The following is a 13,828-nucleotide window of genomic DNA, read 5'->3' as shown; positions in this document are numbered from 1 at the left end:
CATCCCGCGCGTTGCGCGGACGGAACAGAGCGTTCACGTCTGCGGCAGGGGCGTGCGAGACGAGGGACACATGCCCGTAGCGCAGGGCTAACTCCCAGGAGACACCTCCGCAACAGCGGCTTAACACGGCTCGGCCAGGGTCGGGCCATGACGACAGCGACGCCCGCCACGCCCGTTCCGCCGGAGGGCTCACTGACCGGACTGACGGTCGGGGTCACGGCCGACCGGCGCCGCGACGAACTCGAAAGCCTGCTGCGCAGACGCGGCGCGAAGATCCTGTCCGCGCCCGCGCTGCGGATCGTGCCGCTCGACGACGACGCTCTCGTCCGGGACGCCACCGACGCCTGCCTCGCCCGCCCCCTCGACTACGTCGTCGCCACGACCGGCGTCGGCTGGCGCGGCTGGATCAGCGCGGCGGAGGGCTGGGGCACGGGCGCGCGCCTGGTCGAGGCGTGCCGCGCGGCGACCGTGATCAGCCGGGGCCCGAAGGCGACCGGCGCGATCCGGGCGTCCGGACTGCGGGAGAGTTACGCGCCCGCGTCGGAGGCCGTGGACGAGATGCTGGGGTGGCTGCTGGAGCGGGACCTGGCGGGCAGGCGGGTCGCCGTGCAGGAACACGGCGCGCCGCTCCCGGAGTTCACGGCGGCGCTGCGGGAACGCGGCGCGGAGGTGGTGGAGGTGCCGGTGTACCGGTGGGGGCCGGCCGCCGACCCGGACGCGGTACGACGGCTGGTCGAGGCGACCGTGCGGGGCGAGGTGCACGCGCTGCCCTTCACCAGTGCGCCCGCGATCGAAGCGTTCCTGGCGGCGGCGGACGGGACGGGCCGCCGCGAACAGGTCCTGGACGCCCTGCGCACGAACGTCCTGGCGGCCTGCATCGGCCCGGTGTGCGCACGGCCGCTGCTGGCGGCGGACGTACCGTGCGTGTGGCCGGAACGGGGGCGGCTGGGGGCGCTGGTCCGCACCCTCGACCAGGAGCTGCCGGCCCGCCACCGACGCCATCTGGCCACCGCGGGCGGCGACCTGACGCTCCAGGGCGCGGCCGTCACCGGCCCCGCCGGGACGGTCCACCTGACCCCCCTCCCCGCCGCGGTCCTGCGGGCTCTCGCGGAGCGTCCGGGCACCGTCCTCAGTCGCGCGGAGCTGCTGCGCCGGGCGTGGCCCGCCGCCGACGCGTCCGAGGCGCCCCGCCCGCCGGACGCGCATGTGGTGGAGGCGGCGGTGGGGCGGCTGCGGTCGGCCCTCGGCCCGTACGGCTCACTGGTCCGTACGGTCACCAAGCGGGGCTACCGGCTGGCGGTGGACCCCGGATGAGCCGGCGCGCCCCCCTGCCGCGACACCTGCCCCCGCCCCTGCTCGCCGTCGCGCACGGCACCCGCGACCCCGAAGGAACGGCCGCCACCGAGGAACTGCTCTCCCGCGTGCGGGAGTTGCGGCCCGGTCTCCCCGTCGTCCTGGCGTACGTGGACGTCGCCCGGCCCGCGCTCGCCGACGTGCTCGCCGCCCTGCACGGCGAGGTGGTCCTCGTCCCGCTCCTCCTGGGCGCCGGTTTCCACCTGCGGGTCGACGTCCCCGAAGCGCTGGCCGCCGCCCCGCAGGTGCGTGCCCGGATCGCGGGGGCGCTCGGGCCGCACCCCCGGCTGGCGTCGGCGCTGGCGGACCGGCTCGCCGAGGCGGCGGCCCCGGCGGCCGGCCCGGTGGTACTCGCCTCGGCGGGCTCCTCCGACCCGCGCTCCCGGGCCGGTACCGCCGCCATGGCCGGGCTGCTCGCCGACCGGCTGGGCCGCCCGGCGGTCGCCTCCTACCTGTGCGGGGGCGCACCGACACCGGCCGACGCGGTGGCCGCGCTGCGCGCGCGGGGTTTCCGGCAGGTGGCGGTGGCGAGCTACCTGATGACGCCGGGCTTCTTCGCCCGGAAGGCGGCGGCCACCGCCGGAACGGTCGCCTCCGCCCCGCTGGGCGCGCACGACGCGGTGGCGCGCCTGGTTCTGGACCGGTACGACGAGGCGTGCGCCCGGGGGCGGAGCGCCGTCGGGCGACCGGCTCACAGCACCACCCGGTAGTGCGTCGTCAGCCGCCCCTCGTCGTCCAGCACGTGGAAGGCCAGGCCGGGCGGCTGCTCGCGGTCCGCGGCCCGGGCGCCCTCCCAGGGCAGCCGCAGCGTCCAGGTCACCGCCGGGCCCACGAGCAGCGGCCGGCCCGCGAAGGAGGTGGCCGCCGCGGTGTGGGCGTGGCCGGTGAGGACGGCGGTGACCTGGGGATGTTCGGCGAGGACGGCGGCCAGGTCCGCCGGGTTCTGGAGCAGGTGGGCGTCCGGGAGGGGGTGGTGGAGGACGACCGGCGGATGGTGGAGGGCGAGGAGGGCCCGGGTGGTGGCGGGGAGCCCGTCGAGGGTGTCCCGTATCCAGCGCAGGGTGACCGGGTCGAGCAGGCCCTCGTCGCGGCCCGGGAGGGTCGAGTCGACGAGGAGAAGAGCGGTCCCGTCGAGGTGGTGGACGCGGTTGACGGGGGCGTCCGACGCGCTCTCGCCGAGCAGCCCCTTGCGGTAGGCGGACCGGATGTCGTGGTTGCCGGGGCAGGGGAGCACGGGGAAGGGCGCTTCCAGCAGCCGGGCGGCCTCCTCGTACTCGGCGATCGTGCCGTGGTCGGCGATGTCACCGGTGACCAGGAGCGCGTCGACGGGGCGCGGCAGCGCGCGCAGATGATCCATGACGCGGACGGCCCGCTCGGTGGCGCGTGCGCTGCCGTCCAGGTGCAGATCGCTGATCTGGGCGAGCAAGGTGGCCATGCGACATCCCCCTAATGGATAATCAGTGTTCTTCCGTTAGGGGACTGTAGGCTGCGCACCCGGCAGCGATCAAGAGAGGCGGACGTCGTGGAACCTTGCCCAGCACTGGAGTTGGCCGGCACCGTCCGGCACGACGGGGCCGGCGGGATCGCCGACGACCTGACCGACGGCGGCGAGGAGGGCGCGGCGCGGTGGCTGCGGACTCAGGAGGCCGGGCTGTCCGCGTACGGGTTCACGGCCGCCGACCTCGCCGCCGCCGCGGCGTCCGGCGCCGTACGGGAGGACCTGGTGCCGCTGCGTCAGGCGGTACGGGCACTGTTCGCGCGGGTGGTCGCACCGGCACCGCCGAGCCCGGCGGACGCGAACCGCCTGCTGTCCGTGCCCGACGCCCTGGAACGGCTGAACACGGCCGCCGGACAGCAGCCGGTCACCCCTCAACTGTCATGCCTCGGGGGCGATTTCACCCACACCCTCCTGCCCCTCGCGGGGCCCGGCCCGCGCGTGCGCCTCACCGCCGCCGTCGCCCGGGCCGCCATCGGCTTCCTGACCGGACCCGAACGGGAACTGCTCCGCGCCTGCACCGCACCGCGCTGCGTGCGCTACTACCTGAAGCGGCACGGCCGCCAGGAGTACTGCAAACCCTCGTGCGGCAACCGCGCCCGGGTGGCCCGCCACTACCGGCTCCACCGCACCGCACCCGGGACGGGCTGACACGCCCTGCCGTCTCTCTGCTCCCTGCGCCGTTGGTCGCGCCGTTGACGCCGCACGGGTGGCCGCCGGACCCTCGAACGGTCCCGACCCAGGGGGTGGCGAGTGACCGACCCGACGGCCCACACCGAGTCCCGCACGGACGACCACACCGAATCCCGCACCGAGTCCCGCACCGAGTCCCGCACCGACGACCGCCCCGACGACGCCAACGGTACGAGCGCCACCACGGACACCACCGGCACCACCGGCATCGCCACCACCGAGCCCCGGAGGAACCCGAGCCTCCCGCGCCGCGCGTTCGCCCGCCTCTTCGGCCGGGTCCGCGTGGGCGAGCCCGTCGTCTCGGCCAGCGAGCGCGAGCTGTTCGGCGGGCCGCTCCGGTACGACACGGGCTGGACCCAGTACGACAGCGCGCCCCTGGAGCTGAGCATGCTCGGCGCGGTCCGGGTGATGCCCCGTCTGGTCGGCGCGACCCTGCGCCGGGCCTGGCGCGCGGACCGCAACGCCCTCGTCGCGGTCGGCGTCAGCGAGATCGGCCAGGGTGTCGCCGCCGCCGTCGGGCTGCTCGCGGTGAACGCCGTCATGCACGCCCTGCTGGGCGCCGCCGCTCCCGCCGACCGCCTGTACGAGGCGTTGCCCGCCCTGTGCGTGGGCGCGGGCGCGGCCGTCGTCGGCGCGGTGCTCGCCTGCTGGTCGACGTCGCGGGCGGGCCGGCTGGAGCCGATGGTGGAGCGGCTGGCGACCACCGAGTACCTGGCCGCCGCGTCGGCGGTGGAGCTGGAGGCCATCGAGGACCCGGAGTTCCGGCGGCTCATCGACGTCGCGCAGTTCGGGGCGCAGGCCGCCCGGCAGATGATCGGCGCGTGCGTCGCCGCGCTCAACGGCACCATCTCGCTGGCCGCCGCCGGAGGCGTCCTCGCCGTGCTGCACCCGGCGCTGCTCCCGATGCTGGTCCTGATCGCCGCCCCGCGCGGCTGGGGCGCGATGCGGGTGGCGCAGGAGCGGTACGTGTCGGTGCTGGCCTGGATGGAGCACCTGCGGGCGAGCCGTCTGATCGCGCAGCTCCTCACCTCCCGGTCGGCGGCGCAGGAGGTGCGCATCCACGCGGTCGGCCCGTACCTGCTCACCGCGTACGAGGACATGGCGCACAGCGCGGAGTCCGAGCAGAAGCGCCTGGCCACCGGCAAGGCGGTGACGGAGCTGGTCGCGGCGGCCCTGTCGGGCGCGGTCATGGTCGGCACGTACGCGCTGCTCGGCTGGCTGATCGTCGCCGGGCACATGGAACTGGCCGTCGCCGGAACGGCGGTGATCGCGGTGCGCTCCGGGTCGGCGAGCCTGGGGGCGCTGGTGATGCACGTGAACCGGCTCAACGAGGAGAGCCTGTACGTCCAGGACCACGAGAAGTTCCTCACGGAGGCCGGGCGGCGGGCGATCCCGCGCGGTGGCGGCGCGCTCGCCGAGCGGGTGGCGGCCGTCCGGCTGGAGAAGGTGACGTACCGCTATCCGGACCGGGAGGAACCCGCTCTGGACGGGGTGTCGTTGACCCTCCCGATGGGGTCGGTGACGGCGGTGGTCGGGGAGAACGGCTCCGGCAAGTCGACGCTGATGAAGGTCGTCGCGGGTCTGTTGCTGCCGCAGGACGGAGCGGTGCGGTGGGACGGGCAGGAGGTGCGGGAGGTGGACCGGGCGCAGGTGTTCTCCCGGGTCTCCCTGCTCACCCAGGACTTCGAACGCTGGCCGGTGACCGCCGGAATGAACATCCGCATCGGCCGCCCCCGGTCGCCCGCCGAGGAGGGCGAGTTGCTGGAGTCGGTCGCGTACGCGGAGGCCCTGGGCGTCGTCGGGAGGCTCCCCCTGGGACTGGGCACTCTGCTGTCCCGGATGTTCCACGGGGCGTCGGAGATCTCCGGCGGGGAGTGGCAGAAGATCGGGCTGGCCCGCACCCACCGCCGTACCGCCACCGCGCCCGCGGACAGCGTCCTCATCGTCGACGAGCCCACCTCCGCCCTCGACCCGGAGGCGGAGATCGCCGCCTTCGCCCGCATCCGCCGCCTGGCGGACCCGCACCGGGCGGTGGTCCTGGTGACCCACCGCATGTCGGGCGTGCGGCACGCGGACACGATCCACGTGCTGAGCGCCGGCCGCCTGGTCGAGCACGGCACGCACGAGGAACTGCTGGCGGCGGACGGGAGGTACGCGGCGATGTTCCGCACGCAGGCGGAACAGTACGCGCCGCCGGGGACGTGAGCCGTGCCGCCCTGCGTCCGACGGCGGGGCGGGGCCGGTCGCCGCATCACCCTCGGCCGCGCACCCGTGCGGACAGGTCAGCCAGGTCAGCCGCGCCCGTACGTGCAGTCAGCCAGGTCAGCCGCGCGCCCGTACGTGCAGGTCCAGGCTCGACACGCCCGGCTCCTCCACGCCCGGCAGCAGCCGCATGTCGTGGTCGTAGTCGCCGCCCGTCAGGGTGCGGTACGGGACCGGCGCGTCGGTGAAGAGGCCGTCCAGGCGGGCGGCGTACGCCGTCTTCGCCGCCTCGAAGCGTTCCTCGGGCAGCTCGTTGGCGTGGTACACGGCGAAGGGGTCCAGCGGCTCCATCCCCGTGAACGCGAACAGCCCGTGCTGCAAGGGGTGCAGTACGTCCGCGAGGCTGCCGTGGATGCCCCGGTCGGAGAAGGCCGTGGCGCGGGCCCCCGCCGTCACCGACAGCAGCGCCCGGCGGCCCGCGAGCGCGCTGTCGCCGCCGGAGTACGGCAGCAGCCCGGGCCCGTACGCGAAGCCGGCGGTGAAGACCCGGTCGAACCAGCCCTTGAGGATCGCGGGCGGGCCGAACCACCACACCGGGAACTGGACCACGACCGCGTCCGCCCACCGCACCTTCTCCTGCTCGGCCGCGACGTCCGCGGTCAGCGTGCCCGCCACCGTGGCCCGGCCGGACTCGGCCATCACGGCGAGGCGTTCGTCGCCCGCCAGGCCCGGGAAGTCGTCGGCGTCGACGGCGGCCTTCCACTTCATCGCGTACAGGTCGGAGACCGTGACCTCGTGTCCGGCCGCACGCAGGTGGCCGGCGGCGAAGGCGGCGAGGGAGGAGGTCAGGGAGCGGGGGTCGGGGTGGACGGTGACGAGGAGGACCTTGCGGGCTTCGCCCTCGGGCCGCGCGCCCAGGCCGTCGCCGGTGCGTGCGTTCATGGCGTCGCGGGTATGTGCGTTCATGCCGTCGCGGGTACGTGAGTTCATGCCGTCGCGGGTACGTGAGTTCATGCCGTCGCGGGTACGTGAGTTCATGCCGTTACGGTCTCCCGGGCCCGGCCGCGGAGCCAGAACCCTCCGCGTCCGGCGGACCGGTGTTCCTGGTACCGCGAGGACCACCCACGCGGGGCCGCCGCCCATACTGGGAGGCATGACCCGCCCGGCAGACACCCGCAGTGCAGACACCCGCGGCACGGAGAGCTCCCGCGCCCCCGCGCCCGCCCGCCCCGCGCTCGGCGAGTTCCTGCGTGCCCGGCGCGGCCGGGTCGCGCCGGAGCGGGTCGGGATCGCCGTGGGCCGCCGCCGTCGCGTACAGGGGCTGCGCCGCGAGGAGTTGGCCCAGCTCGCGGGCATCAGCGTCGACTACTACGTACGGCTGGAACAGGGCCGGGCCACCCAGCCCTCCCCCGAGGTCCTCGACGCGCTCGCCCGCGCCCTGGGGCTGGGCGCGGCCGAACGCGCGCACCTGAGCGCGCTCGCCGGAACGGGCGCGGGCCCCGGCCCCGTCCCCACCGCCGTCGGCACCGCCGAAGCGGTCCCCGCCGCCCGCGTGGGCCCTGTCCTGCGCCAGATCCTCCGCTCCCTGGACCGGCTCCCGGTGATCGCCACCAACCACCGCCTGGACGTGGTGGCGTGGAACGCCCTGGGCGCCGAGCTCCTCGGCGGTCTCCAGGGCCCGCACCCCCGCCGCGACCGCAACAACGCCCGCTTCCTCTTCCTCGACCCGGCCTCGCGCGTCGTCCACCCCGAGTGGGAGGCGCGCGCCCGGGAGGCGGTCGGCCTGCTGCGGATGGCCGCCGGCAGGCACCCCGATGACACCGCGCTGCTCGCCCTGGTGGCCGAACTCGCCGCCCTCAGCGAGGAGTTCCGTGCCGTCTGGGACAGCGGCGAGGTCACGATGTGCGCGGCGGGCCGCAAGAGCCTGCACCATCCGGCGACCGGCCCGCTGACCCTGGACTTCGAAACCCTCCAGGTTCCGGCCGCGCCCGGGCAGTCGGGCCTGGTCGTGCACGTCTACAGCGCCGAGGAGGGTACGCCGGAGGCGGCCGCCCTGGCGGAGCTGCGGGCCGCCGCGGAGCCGTCGGCCTGAGCCCGTTCGCGTACGCCGTCGACCGCTTCCCGAGCCACCTGCGCGTACGCGCGGAAGAGGACCGGAGGATCTTCCCGCGTCGTCTCCGTCCGTACGGCGAGGGCCTCCCAGCACCGGGCCACCAGCGCCCGCGCCTCCCGGCCCGGCCAGGGGGCGGGAAGCAGTTCGGGCGGCAGGAGGGGGTCGGGGTCCATGGCCCGGCCGAGTTCGGCGGCGAGTTCCACCGCGAGGGTGAGCGCCGCCGCCGGCTCCAGGGGCTCCGTCGCGGTGAGGCGGGCCAGGCGGGGCCGCGCGACGGCGGCCAGCCGGTGGTACCGGGCGGCGATCTCGTCGTGCGGCCACAGCGCGCGGGAGAGGCCGGCGGGGGTGTGGTGCTCGCCCCGGCGCAGGTCGGAGGTGGTGAGGAGGGTGAGGGCGTCGCGTACGCCCAGGTGGTCGACGGCCTCCTCGACGTACGGCTCCCAGGGGTTGGCGCTCACGTACAGGCCCCCTTGCAGCGGCGCGCCGCCGAGGTGGACGAGGGTGTCGCGCAGGGTGTCGCGGGCGGCGCGCTCGGTCTCGGGGAGGGCGAAGGCGGCCAGGTGCCAGACGCCGTCCCAGGGGGCGAGCCCGGCGTCCTGCCGGAAGGCGTGGCGGAGGAAGCCGGGGTGCGGGGCGAGGGCACGGACGGTGTCCTCGGTGGCGTACAGGACGGCCTTGCGTCCGCGCCCCTCATGCGTGAACCGGCCCTCGGCGACGAGGCGTTTGATGCAGAGCCGCACCTGCTGGTCGCTCATGCCGAGCAGGTCGGCGACCCCGTAGAGCTCACCGGTGGAGACGGTGCCGTCCTCGCGGACGAGGGCGTGGACGAGCATGCGGGTGGGAACCTCGACACGGCCGGTCAGGGCCTGCTCCCCGGTGTCCTCGGCGCGGCCGGCCGCGTCCCGTCCCCCGGTGTCCTCGATACGGCCGGTCACGCCCTTGCCCCCTTCGCCACGCTCTTGTGCATGGTCGTCACCGCTCCGAATCCCATCAGTCCGCGCAGATACGGGGTCGACGTCGTCCGTACGGGCCGAAAGCCCCGGCGCTCGTACAGCGCCCTCGCCCGCGGGTTCACGTCGATCACGTCGAGCCGGATCCTGCGGCACCCGTGCTCGGCCGCGATCGCCGCCACCTCGTCGAGCAGCAGGGTGCCGACCCCTGTGCCCCGCGCCGTGGCGTCGACGGCGATGCCGTCCATGACCAGTTCGCCGGGGGCGGACCGCCGGGCGAAGAGGGCGAGCAGTGCGGCGCGGTACAGGCCGCGCAGCGGCCCGTACGCCCGGAGCACGTCGCTCAGGGTCCCGCCGGTCAACGAGCGCCCGCCGAGCTGATACCCGGCGAGGCCCACCAGCCGCCCGTCGACGAGCGCGCTGACCGCGCGGTCGGCGTGGAGGTGGGCGGCGAGGAAGGGGAGCGCCGTGCCGGGCGGGTCGAGGGCGGGGCCCAGCTTGCGTCCGAACGCCTCCCAGTACAGCTCGGCCGCCCGCCGCTGCGCCCCGGCGGGAAGCCCGCGCAGGAGCGTCACGCTCCCGACCGCGGCGTGCGGCCCCGGTTCCGTGTCCTTGCTCATGGCCGTGCCCGTCCCCTCATGGCTGCTGCCTTGCCGACCCCCCAAAACTAACACTCCACCGTCGGACGTTCAATCAACGATAGTTTTATGGGGTCCGGCACCCGTGGGCGGGCAAAAAAGAAAGGCAAGGAGGTAACCGCTCTCCTTGCCACTCTCAACTTATAGCTCATGGGGGGCCTTGCGGCAAGGCCCCGGTGCTGGTGCAGAATCGCGGATCTCAGCCGGAGCCGACCGGTGTCGACCGGCGTCGACGCGAGTCGACGGGGGCTGAAATCAGGGCTGACCAGAACCTTGCAGAAATGGGAGATCCCCGAGTTGCGTGCCACGTTGTCCGAAGCTGCCGCCACGCCCCCCCTGCCCTCCAGCGCGTTCAACCTGTCCGACACTCTCTCCGCCAAGTCCGCCCCCGCGCTGATCGGCGCCGACGAAGCCCACTTCGCCGCCATCGCGAAGAGCCTCGCCGACACGATCGCCGAACTCTCCGCGAACCTCGACACCGCCCGCAGGGCGCCCGGCCGGCTCGGCCGTGAGGCGATGGACCGCGACTCCGAGATCCACCGCCTGACCGCCCGCCTGCGCACCCTGCGCCGCTTCGGCCTGGACCTGTGCCTGGGCCACTTCGTACCGGACGACGGCTCCGCGCCGGTGTACGTCGGCCGGCTCGGCCTGACCGACAGCGAGGGCCGGCGGCTGCTGGTCGACTGGCGCTCCCCCGCCGCCGAACCCTTCTTCGCCGCCACGCACGCCCACCCGATGGGGCTGGCCAGCCGCCGCCGGTACCGCTGGAGCGACGGCCTGATCAGCGACTACTGGGACGAGGTGTTCACCGCCGACGGCCTGGAGGGGCATGCCGCCGCCCTGGACGACCAGTCCGCGTTCATCGCCAGCCTCGGCGGCGAGCGGTCGTCCCGGATGCGGGACGTGCTGTCCACCATCCAGTCCGACCAGGACGCCGTCATCCGCGCGGGTTCGCGCGGCGCGCTCGTGGTGGACGGCGGCCCGGGCACGGGCAAGACGGTCGTCGCCCTGCACCGCACCGCGCACCTGCTGTACGCGGACCCGCGCCTGGGGCACCGGCGCGGCGGCGTGCTGTTCGTCGGCCCGCACCGCCCGTACCTGGACTACGTCGCCGACGTGCTGCCGAGCCTGGGCGAGGAGGGCGTGCGGACCTGCGTCGTGGCGGACCTGGTCGCCGAGGGCGCGGACGCGCTGCCCGAGGCCGACCCGGAGGTGGCCCGGCTGAAGTCGTCCGCCGCGATGGTGCGGGCGATCGAGCCCGCCGTCGCGCTGTACGAGGAGCCGCCCGCCGAGGGCATGACGGTCTCCACGCACTGGGCGGACGTGTGGCTGAGCGCGAGCGACTGGGCCGCCGCCTTCGCCGCCGTGGAACCCGGCACTCCGCACAACGAGGCCCGCGACCAGATCCGCGAGGAACTGCTCACGATCCTCATGGACAAGCACGCGGACGAGTACGGGGACGGGGACAGCGACGCGGATGAGGACGGCGAGTCCTCGGGCGTCTCCCCCCAGCTCCTGCGCCGCTCGCTGCTCCAGAACCGCGAGCTGATCGGCGCCCTCCACCGCGCCTGGCCGATCCTGGAGCCGACCGACCTGGTCGGCGACCTGTGGTCGGTGCCCGCCTACCTGCGCAAGTGCGCTCCGCACCTCACCGTCGACGAGGTGCGCGCCCTCCAGCGCAAGGACGCCCCGCACGCCTGGACGGTGTCCGACCTGCCGCTCCTGGACGCGGCCCGCCAGCGGCTCGGCGACCCCGAGTCCTCGGCGCGCAGGCAGCGCCACGAAGCGGCCGTCGCCGCCGAACGGGCGCGCCGGGCCGACGTCATGGAGAGCATCCTGCAGAACGTCGAGATCGACGAGAGCGAGGGCGCGCTCGGCATGCTGCACGGGCAGGACATCAAGGACACCCTGATCGACGAGGACGGCCTGCCGACGGCCGAACCCGACCTCCTGGCCGGCCCGTTCGCGCACATCGTCGTGGACGAGGCGCAGGAACTGACCGACGCCGAATGGCAGATGCTGCTCCTGCGCTGTCCCTCGCGGAGCTTCACCGTGGTCGGCGACCGGGCGCAGGCCCGGCACGGTTTCACCGAGTCCTGGCGGGAGCGGCTGGAGCGGATCGGCCTGGACCGCATCGAGGTGGCCTCGCTCACCGTCAACTACCGCACGCCGGAGGAGGTCATGGCCGAGGCCGCCCCGGTGATCCGGGAGGCCCTGCCGGACGCGAACGTGCCGACGTCGATCCGCAGCAACGGCATCCCGGTGGGGCGCGGCGCGGCGGCGGACCTGGACGCGGTCCTGGACGGCTGGCTCGCCGAGCACCCGGAAGGCGTGGCGTGCGTCATCGGCGACGCCGGCTTCCGGCCGGTCTCGCCGCGCGTGCGCTCGCTGACGCCGACGCTCTCCAAGGGCCTGGAGTTCGATCTGGTCGTGCTGGTCGACCCGGAGAACTTCGGCGGGGGCATCGCGGGCGCGGTGGACAGGTACGTGGCGATGACGCGGGCGACGCAGCGGCTGGTGGTGCTGACGAGCGCGTGAGGCTCCTCGCGTCTCCTACGGGGCCTGCGCCTCCCGCGTCTGTTCCGTGACCCACTCCAGGTAGGCCGGGCTGCCCGCGACCACCGGGACGGCGACCACCTCCGGGGTGTCGTAGTCGTGCAGCTCGCCGATCCGGGCGGTGAGTTCGGGGAGGAGCTCGCCGCGTGTCTTGAAGTCGATGCGCCACTCCGTCGCCCGCTCGACCGCCCCCTGCCACCGGTACACGGACCGCACGGGGTACACCTGCGCGCAGGCGGCCAGCCGCTCGCCGATCACGCGGTCCGCCAGCTCGGCGGCCCCGGCCTCGCTGTCGGCGGTGGTGGTCAGGACGGCGTACGGGGTGACAGGGAGGACCGGGTCCGGCATGGGGTTCGCGCTCGTCATGGCACCGAGCGTACGCAGCCCGCGTCAGGCCCGCCCCGCCCAGAACGCGTCCAGCGGCTGCGGGGTGGCGGCGGCGATGAGCTGGCGGGCCGTGCGGTGGGCCTTGGCGGCGGCTTCGGCGACCGTACCGAGGGAGTGGTTGACGGTCGACCCCTCGTAGACCAGGAGGAGTTGGTCGACCAGGAGGCCGGGGTCGGGGGTGCCGGTGGCCTCGGCGAGGGCGAGCATGCGGTCGCGCAGGGTGCGCTTGTGCTGGGCGACGACCGCGCGGACGACACCGTGCGGATGGTCGGACTCGTACTGGGCCTGGATGAAGGCGTTGCTGCGGAAGCCGTCGACGGAGGAGCCGCAGGCCCACTCGCGCAGGGCGTCGAAGACGGCGAGCAGCCGGGCGCGCGGGTCGTCCCCGGCGGCGTCGACGGCCGCGTCGAGGGTGATGCGCCAGCGGGTCTGACGGCCGTCGAGGTAGGCGAGGAGGGCCGCGGTGCCGGTGGGTTCGAGGGTGTTCACGATTCCTCCCGGGGTGGGTGACGCCGGTAACGGGCGGGGCGGCCGGGACGGGCCCTGGGCTCGCGCCGGGGACGGGGCCCCGGCCCGGGGAGGCGCCGGTGCGCCGTGCCGGATCGCGTGCCCGGCGTCGATGCCGGACAGCACGTCCTTGACGGTCCGGGTGACACGGCGGAAGAGGGGACGCATGGGCGACGGTCCTTCCCGCACGCCCGGCAGCTCGGCCGACCCGGGACGCGCTAAGGGGTATGGTTCCCTTTCACGCATTACGCTAGCACGGAAAACGCGGGAGTAAGGCTTGAAAATTCAGTTTTCGCATTACGCGGCCGGGGCGGGGGTCGCCACGGACCTCGTCAACACCTCCGCCCGCGTCCGCACGGACATCGGCGAAGTCCTCACCACCCCCGAGGCGTTGACCGCCTTCCTCGCCGAGCACGACGTACGACTTGACGCGCTGCCGCCGGGGACGGCCCCGGCCGAGGACGACCTGGCCGCCGTACTGGCCCTCCGTCAGGAGACGCGCGCGCTGCTGGAGGCCGCCACCGAGGACGAGGTCGCCGAGGGCGCCAACCGCCTCACCGCCAGGGCCACGTCGGACCTCTCCCTCCTCCGGGACGACGACGGCCGCCTCCAGTGGCACATCGCCACCACCCCCGGCGCCTCCGTGGCGGACGAGCTCGCCGCCCTCGTGGGCACCGGCCTGCTCGGCGTGCTGCACACGCTCGGCCACAGCCGCTTCCGGCCCTGTCAGTCGCCGACCTGTACGGGCCTGTTCGTCGACACCAGCAAGGCGGGCCGGCGCTGCTACTGCATCCCGAACCTGTGCGGCAACCGCCTGCACGCCGCCAAGCACCGCGCCCGCCGGCGGGACGCGCAACGGTGAGGCATCGCGGGTGCCGCCCGCCGCCTCCGCCCCGTGGGTCCCGTCCGCACGCGGCCGGTACGCGAGGTCGAG

General features: G+C 74.8%; 13 protein-coding genes. 7 read left to right on the top strand and 6 right to left on the bottom strand.

Features of this window, described 5'->3' with window-relative positions; translation table 11 throughout:
• The first annotated feature begins 147 nt into the window (after positions 1–147).
• The gene (locus ACIP93_RS30440) at positions 148–1,314 is read left to right on the top strand and encodes a uroporphyrinogen-III synthase (RefSeq protein ID WP_401763848.1); all 1,167 of its coding nucleotides are present in this window, start codon (positions 148–150) and stop codon (positions 1,312–1,314) included.
• Positions 1,311–2,063, top strand: a complete 753-nt coding sequence (locus ACIP93_RS30435) for a sirohydrochlorin chelatase (RefSeq protein WP_401763846.1) — start codon at positions 1,311–1,313, stop codon at positions 2,061–2,063. The genes ACIP93_RS30440 and ACIP93_RS30435 overlap by 4 nt, the downstream gene beginning before the upstream one ends.
• On the opposite strand, the gene ACIP93_RS30430 is transcribed toward ACIP93_RS30435, so the two are convergent.
• Positions 2,045–2,788: a metallophosphoesterase gene (locus tag ACIP93_RS30430; RefSeq protein ID WP_401763843.1), complete on the bottom strand. Its 744-nt coding sequence runs from the start codon at positions 2,786–2,788 to the stop codon at positions 2,045–2,047. The genes ACIP93_RS30435 and ACIP93_RS30430 overlap by 19 nt on opposite strands.
• 87 nt (positions 2,789–2,875) lie before the next feature.
• On the opposite strand from ACIP93_RS30430, the gene ACIP93_RS30425 reads away from it, so the two are divergent.
• Positions 2,876–3,499: a CGNR zinc finger domain-containing protein gene (locus ACIP93_RS30425; RefSeq protein ID WP_401763840.1), complete on the top strand. Its 624-nt coding sequence runs from the start codon at positions 2,876–2,878 to the stop codon at positions 3,497–3,499.
• A gap of 324 nt (positions 3,500–3,823) precedes the next feature.
• The gene (locus ACIP93_RS30420) at positions 3,824–5,746 is read left to right on the top strand and encodes an ATP-binding cassette domain-containing protein (protein ID WP_401764096.1); all 1,923 of its coding nucleotides are present in this window, start codon (positions 3,824–3,826) and stop codon (positions 5,744–5,746) included.
• Between the two features lie 117 nt (positions 5,747–5,863).
• Here the strand turns inward: ACIP93_RS30420 and ACIP93_RS30415 are convergent, their stop codons facing one another.
• Positions 5,864–6,685: an NAD(P)H-dependent oxidoreductase gene (locus tag ACIP93_RS30415; RefSeq protein ID WP_401764093.1), complete on the bottom strand. Its 822-nt coding sequence runs from the start codon at positions 6,683–6,685 to the stop codon at positions 5,864–5,866.
• 211 nt (positions 6,686–6,896) lie between these two features.
• Between ACIP93_RS30415 and ACIP93_RS30410 the strand changes: the two genes are divergently transcribed.
• The gene (locus tag ACIP93_RS30410) at positions 6,897–7,835 is read left to right on the top strand and encodes a helix-turn-helix transcriptional regulator (RefSeq protein ID WP_401763837.1); all 939 of its coding nucleotides are present in this window, start codon (positions 6,897–6,899) and stop codon (positions 7,833–7,835) included.
• Here the strand turns inward: ACIP93_RS30410 and ACIP93_RS30405 are convergent.
• A complete protein-coding gene (locus tag ACIP93_RS30405; protein WP_401764090.1) occupies positions 7,760–8,689 on the bottom strand; it encodes a PaaX family transcriptional regulator C-terminal domain-containing protein in 930 nt (309 codons plus the stop codon). The two genes, ACIP93_RS30410 and ACIP93_RS30405, sit on opposite strands and share 76 nt — an antisense overlap.
• Before the next feature lie 98 nt (positions 8,690–8,787).
• Positions 8,788–9,426 (bottom strand): GNAT family N-acetyltransferase, encoded by a 639-nt coding sequence (locus ACIP93_RS30400; RefSeq protein WP_401763835.1) that lies wholly within the window; start codon positions 9,424–9,426, stop codon positions 8,788–8,790.
• A gap of 327 nt (positions 9,427–9,753) precedes the next feature.
• Here ACIP93_RS30400 and helR point away from each other — a divergent pair, with 327 nt between their 5' ends.
• The gene (gene helR, locus ACIP93_RS30395; protein ID WP_401763832.1) at positions 9,754–11,982 is read left to right on the top strand and encodes an RNA polymerase recycling motor ATPase HelR; all 2,229 of its coding nucleotides are present in this window, start codon (positions 9,754–9,756) and stop codon (positions 11,980–11,982) included.
• A 15-nt stretch (positions 11,983–11,997) separates the two neighbouring features.
• On the opposite strand, the gene cutA is transcribed toward helR, so the two are convergent.
• Together cutA and ACIP93_RS30385 are read right to left on the bottom strand one after the other, a co-directional pair.
• Entirely contained in the window at positions 11,998–12,366 is a 369-nt protein-coding gene (cutA, locus tag ACIP93_RS30390; protein ID WP_401763829.1) for a divalent-cation tolerance protein CutA, read from the bottom strand.
• A 24-nt stretch (positions 12,367–12,390) separates the two neighbouring features.
• On the bottom strand, positions 12,391–12,876 hold the full coding sequence (locus ACIP93_RS30385; RefSeq protein ID WP_401763826.1) for a hypothetical protein: 486 nt from the start codon (positions 12,874–12,876) through the stop codon (positions 12,391–12,393).
• A gap of 295 nt (positions 12,877–13,171) precedes the next feature.
• On the opposite strand from ACIP93_RS30385, the gene ACIP93_RS30380 reads away from it, so the two are divergent.
• On the top strand, positions 13,172–13,756 hold the full coding sequence (locus tag ACIP93_RS30380) for a CGNR zinc finger domain-containing protein (protein ID WP_401763824.1): 585 nt from the start codon (positions 13,172–13,174) through the stop codon (positions 13,754–13,756).
• Positions 13,757–13,828 lie beyond the last annotated feature (72 nt).

The organism is Streptomyces sp. NPDC088745, assembly GCF_044751045.1.
In the GTDB taxonomy this organism is placed as follows: Bacteria; Actinomycetota; Actinomycetes; order Streptomycetales; family Streptomycetaceae; genus Streptomyces; species Streptomyces cremeus.
The sequence above is the reverse complement of the archived record's forward strand: the minus strand, read 5'-3'. Positions and strand labels throughout refer to the sequence as shown.

What these genes read in the sequence shown, in the direction of transcription:
- ACIP93_RS30435 (WP_401763846.1), top strand. Translation starts at nt 1,311, where the DNA reads ATGAGCCGGCGCGCCCCCCTGCCGCGACACCTGCCCCCGCCCCTGCTC.
- ACIP93_RS30410 (WP_401763837.1), top strand. Translation starts at nt 6,897, where the DNA reads ATGACCCGCCCGGCAGACACCCGCAGTGCAGACACCCGCGGCACGGAG.
- ACIP93_RS30405 (WP_401764090.1), bottom strand. Translation starts at nt 8,689, where the DNA reads ATGCTCGTCCACGCCCTCGTCCGCGAGGACGGCACCGTCTCCACCGGT.
- ACIP93_RS30400 (WP_401763835.1), bottom strand. Translation starts at nt 9,426, where the DNA reads ATGAGCAAGGACACGGAACCGGGGCCGCACGCCGCGGTCGGGAGCGTG.
- cutA (WP_401763829.1), bottom strand. Translation starts at nt 12,366, where the DNA reads ATGACGAGCGCGAACCCCATGCCGGACCCGGTCCTCCCTGTCACCCCG.
- ACIP93_RS30415 (WP_401764093.1), bottom strand. Translation starts at nt 6,685, where the DNA reads ATGAACGCACGCACCGGCGACGGCCTGGGCGCGCGGCCCGAGGGCGAA.
- ACIP93_RS30440 (WP_401763848.1), top strand. Translation starts at nt 148, where the DNA reads ATGACGACAGCGACGCCCGCCACGCCCGTTCCGCCGGAGGGCTCACTG.
- ACIP93_RS30430 (WP_401763843.1), bottom strand. Translation starts at nt 2,788, where the DNA reads ATGGCCACCTTGCTCGCCCAGATCAGCGATCTGCACCTGGACGGCAGC.